This is a genomic window from Vibrio sp. V43_P6S15P86, from assembly GCF_009904725.1.
Lineage (GTDB): Bacteria > Pseudomonadota > Gammaproteobacteria > Enterobacterales > Vibrionaceae > Vibrio > Vibrio diabolicus.
In genome coordinates, this window is sequence record NZ_WXWT01000246.1 from 1 (window position 1) to 4,349 (window position 4,349).

Annotated in this window: 6 protein-coding genes; all 6 read left to right on the forward strand. The window is 44.7% G+C overall.

Annotated features, from left to right (window positions below; all coding sequences use genetic code 11):
* Window positions 1-44: 44 nt before the first annotated feature.
* Window positions 45-1,109, forward strand: a complete 1,065-nt coding sequence (rfbB, locus tag CAG69_RS11115) for a dTDP-glucose 4,6-dehydratase (protein WP_017634983.1) — start codon at window positions 45-47, stop codon at window positions 1,107-1,109.
* Window positions 1,109-1,975: a glucose-1-phosphate thymidylyltransferase RfbA gene (gene rfbA / locus CAG69_RS11120; RefSeq protein ID WP_005379428.1), complete on the forward strand. Its 867-nt coding sequence runs from the start codon at window positions 1,109-1,111 to the stop codon at window positions 1,973-1,975. The genes rfbB and rfbA overlap by 1 nt, the downstream gene beginning before the upstream one ends.
* Window positions 1,976-2,389, forward strand: coding sequence for a sugar 3,4-ketoisomerase (locus CAG69_RS11125; protein WP_058645194.1), 414 nt, complete (start codon window positions 1,976-1,978; stop codon window positions 2,387-2,389).
* On the forward strand, window positions 2,376-2,897 hold the full coding sequence (locus tag CAG69_RS11130; protein ID WP_017634982.1) for a GNAT family N-acetyltransferase: 522 nt from the start codon (window positions 2,376-2,378) through the stop codon (window positions 2,895-2,897). Before CAG69_RS11125 ends, CAG69_RS11130 begins: the two co-directional genes overlap by 14 nt.
* Window positions 2,897-4,006 (forward strand): DegT/DnrJ/EryC1/StrS family aminotransferase, encoded by a 1,110-nt coding sequence (locus tag CAG69_RS11135; RefSeq protein ID WP_017634981.1) that lies wholly within the window; start codon window positions 2,897-2,899, stop codon window positions 4,004-4,006. Before CAG69_RS11130 ends, CAG69_RS11135 begins: the two co-directional genes overlap by 1 nt.
* A partial coding sequence (locus CAG69_RS11140) for a glycosyltransferase family 2 protein (protein ID WP_161444179.1) occupies window positions 4,006-4,349 on the forward strand: 344 nt, incomplete at its 3' end. The genes CAG69_RS11135 and CAG69_RS11140, both read left to right, overlap by 1 nt.

Consider the following 4,349-nt stretch of genomic DNA (forward strand, 5'->3'; position numbering starts at 1 on the left):
ATGTGTATCTGATGGCACAAAAATTAACGTAGGTAACATTTGTAATGAAAATATTAGTAACCGGTGGAGCAGGCTTCATTGGGTCAGCTGTTGTCCGACATATCATTCGTGACACCCAAGATACCGTCATCAATTTAGATAAACTGACCTACGCAGGGAATCTAGAATCACTGGTTGATGTCTCAGAGAGTGAACGTTACTACTTTGAGCAAGTAGATATCTGTGACCGAGCTGAACTAGATCGCGTGTTTTCAGAGCATCAACCCGATATGGTTATGCATTTAGCGGCTGAGTCTCATGTCGATCGCTCTATTGATGGTCCTGCTGCTTTTATTGAGACCAACGTGATGGGCACTTACCATCTGCTCGAAGCGGCCCGTCAATATTGGTCGGGCTTAGATGAAGCGCGCCAATCGGCATTCCGTTTTCATCATATTTCTACGGATGAAGTGTATGGCGATCTAGAGGGAACGGATGATTTGTTCACCGAAACCACCTCATACGCGCCGAGCAGCCCATATTCTGCATCTAAAGCTTCGAGCGATCACCTAGTTCGCGCTTGGCAGCGTACTTATGGTTTACCGACACTTGTCACCAATTGCTCCAACAACTATGGCCCGTACCACTTCCCAGAGAAGTTGATCCCTCTGATGATTTTAAATGCCCTCGATGGCAAGCCGTTGCCTGTGTACGGTGATGGTATGCAAATCCGAGATTGGCTGTTTGTGGAAGACCATGCCCGCGCGCTTTACAAAGTAGTCAACGAAGGTGAAGTCGGTGAAACCTACAACATCGGTGGCCATAACGAAAAAGCAAACATCGAAGTAGTGAAAACCATTTGTGCTTTGCTTGAAGAGCTGCGACCAGACAAGCCGGCAGGTGTTGAGTCTTATGAATCTTTGATCACTTATGTCAAAGATCGCCCCGGTCATGATGTGCGCTACGCAATTGATGCGACCAAGATTGCTCAAGAGCTTAACTGGACGCCGGAAGAAACCTTTGAAAGCGGCATTCGTAAAACCGTGGAATGGTACCTAAACAACCCGCAATGGTGGCAACGCGTGCTTGATGGTTCATACAGTTTAGAGCGATTAGGAGCGGGCGAATAATGAAAGGCATTATTTTAGCAGGTGGCTCGGGCACTCGCCTTTACCCTATTACACGCGGTGTCTCTAAGCAGTTACTGCCGGTTTATGACAAACCAATGATTTACTACCCGTTGTCAGTACTGATGCTTGCGGGCATTCGTGAAATCTTGATCATCACCACGCCAGAAGACCAGGAAGGATTTCAGCGCCTATTGGGTGATGGCTCAGAGTTTGGCATTGAGTTGCAATACGCGATTCAACCAAGTCCAGACGGCTTAGCTCAAGCCTTCATCATTGGTGAAGAATTCATTGGCGATGACTCAGTATGTTTGGTGCTGGGTGACAACATCTTTTATGGGCAAGGGTTCACTCCGAAGTTGCAGCAAGCCGCTGCTTTAACGGAAGGTGCGACGGTCTTTGGCTATAAAGTGAAAGATCCTGAGCGCTTTGGTGTGGTGGAATTTGATGAAGAGATGCGAGCGCTATCGATTGAAGAGAAGCCATTCAAGCCAAAATCCAATTACGCCGTGACCGGACTGTATTTCTACGATAACCGCGTTGTGGACATTGCCAAAACTATTCAACCGTCCCATCGTGGCGAGCTAGAAATTACGAGTATTAACCAAGCTTACTTAGAGCAAGGGAAGTTGACGGTTGACGTGCTAGGGCGTGGCTTTGCGTGGTTAGACACGGGAACACATGGCAGCTTGCTTGAAGCTGCTCACTTTGTCGAAACGATCGAGAAACGCCAAGGTTACAAAGTGGCTTGCTTAGAAGAGATTGCGTATCGCCGAGGCTGGTTAACGCGAGAGCACATTCAAGCTGCAGGAAAAGCCTTATCTAAAAACGATTATGGCCGCTATCTTCTAGAGTTATTGGAAGAATAAATGTCGAATATACCGCTAATATCTTTTCAGAAAATGGGTGATGAGCGAGGCTCATTAATCTCGTTAGAGCAACACAAAAACATTCCGTTTGATATCAAACGTATTTACTACATCTTTGATACACAAAGCGGTTTAGCGAGGGGCTTTCATGCACACTACGACTTAGAGCAAGTCGCTATCTGCATGAAAGGTAGCGTGACTTTCGTCATTGATGATGGTACCACGAAAGAGACAGTGACGCTTTCCTCTCCCGATGTAGGACTGCATATCAAAGGCTTAAAATGGCGTGAGATGCACGACTTTTCTGAAGATTGTGTGCTAATGGTTGTCGCTAGTGAATTGTATGATGAAGCCGATTACATACGCGATTATGCTGAATTTTTGAATGTGGTAAACAAACATGCTGAAAAGTAAGACAATACAACTTCGCCTTGTTCAAGAAGATGATGCAGAGTTTATAACTCAGCTTCGAGGTGATGAAAAATACAATACACACTTGTCCAAATGCGATACGAGTGTTGAAGCACAAAGATTATGGATAAGAGCGTATAAAGAGGACGAGCAACAAAAGAAGCAGTTTTACTTCATTATAGAGAGGCTAGATGGAACCAAATGCGGAACAGTTAGACTTTACGACTTTAAAGGTGTTTCTTTTTGTTGGGGAAGTTGGATCCTGAATCATGAAAAAACACGTTACGCTGCCCTCGAAAGTGCTCTTTTAGTTTATCAATTTGGCTTTGATGTGTTGGGTTTTAAAAAATGCCACTTCGATGTTCGCAAAGATAACCATGCGGTAAACAAATTCCATGAAAAGTTCGGTGCTCGACTCGTTGGTGATACAGACTTGGATTATCTTTATGAAATATACCCGTCAGATATTGAGCCAATGAAATTGAAGTGTGAAAAAATCCTAGGTAGATAATGAACGTTAATTTTTTAGAGCTAAAGCGCTTAAATGCCGAGTACGAAGACGAATTGAAACAAGCCTGTGCACGCGTGATTGAATCTGGCTGGTATATCCTTGGCAAGGAAACGGAACAGTTTGAACAAGCATTTGCTGACTACTGTGGTGTTAAACATTGTATAGGCGTTGCGAATGGCTTAGATGCTTTAACACTGACGTTAAAGGCTTGGCGAGAGCTAGGAAAAATCAACAAAGGTGATGAAGTTATCGTACCGGGTAATACCTATATCGCATCGGTATTGGCGGTCACCGAAGCGGACTTGGTTCCGGTGTTTGTGGAGCCGGATGAGCAGACGCACAATATCAGTCCTGAAGCGATTGAAGCGGCGATTACAGAAAAGACGAAAGTCATTTTGCCGGTGCACCTGTACGGCCAGTTGGCCGATATGCCAGCGATTATGGCGTTGGCAACAAAACACAATCTTCTCGTGTTGGAAGACAGCGCCCAGTCTCATGGTGCGACACTTGATGGTAAGAAGTCTGGAGCATGGGGTGACGCCTCAGGCTTTAGCTTCTATCCGGGTAAAAACCTAGGTGCATTGGGTGATGGTGGCGCTATTACGACCAACGATGAAGAGCTTGCCGAAACCTTGCGTGCCCTTCGAAACTACGGTTCACATGTTAAATACCAGAATCTTTATCAAGGATTGAACAGTCGTTTGGATGAAATTCAGTCGGCGATGTTGTCAGTGAAACTGAACTACCTTCCAGCGCAGACGAAAGCGCGTCAGGAGCTGGCGGCATTTTACTTACGCGAAATCAACAACCCGAATATTATCTTGCCGGAAGTGACAGAGCCTGAGGCACATGTATGGCATTTGTTTGTGGTGCGAACTTCACACCGAGATGCATTGGTTAAGCATTTATCAGAGCATGGTATTCAAACACAAGTACATTACCCGATAGCGCCGCATAAACAGCAGGCTTATAAAGAGTTTGGTCATCTGTCATTAGCGTTGACTGAGCAGTTACAAAATGAGGTGCTGTCATTGCCAATGTCGTCCTACTTGAGTGAAGACGAGAGTCAAGAAGTAGTCGATGCAATCAACTCTTTTAAGGTTGAGTAATGACACAAGAGCATGTGCAAGTATTAGAAGACGTGGTTTATGTCTTCTTTTGTTATAAACAATCTCGTTATCTTGAGAAAACATTGCCAGCGGCATTGAACCAGACCGTGTGGCCAAGCCAATTATTGATCTTGGATGACTGTTCACCTGATGATAGTCATAAAATAATTCTATCGCTTTTAGAGTTTGCGCCTAAAGGATTAAATATTGAATATCGCCACAATAAGCAAAATGTTGGTTTAGTTAGCCAAATCAACTCCTTGCGGGGGCAATACCAAAATAAGCTTATTATTGTACAAGCTGGCGATGATATAGCGATGCCGAGCCGAGTTGAGGAAACTTA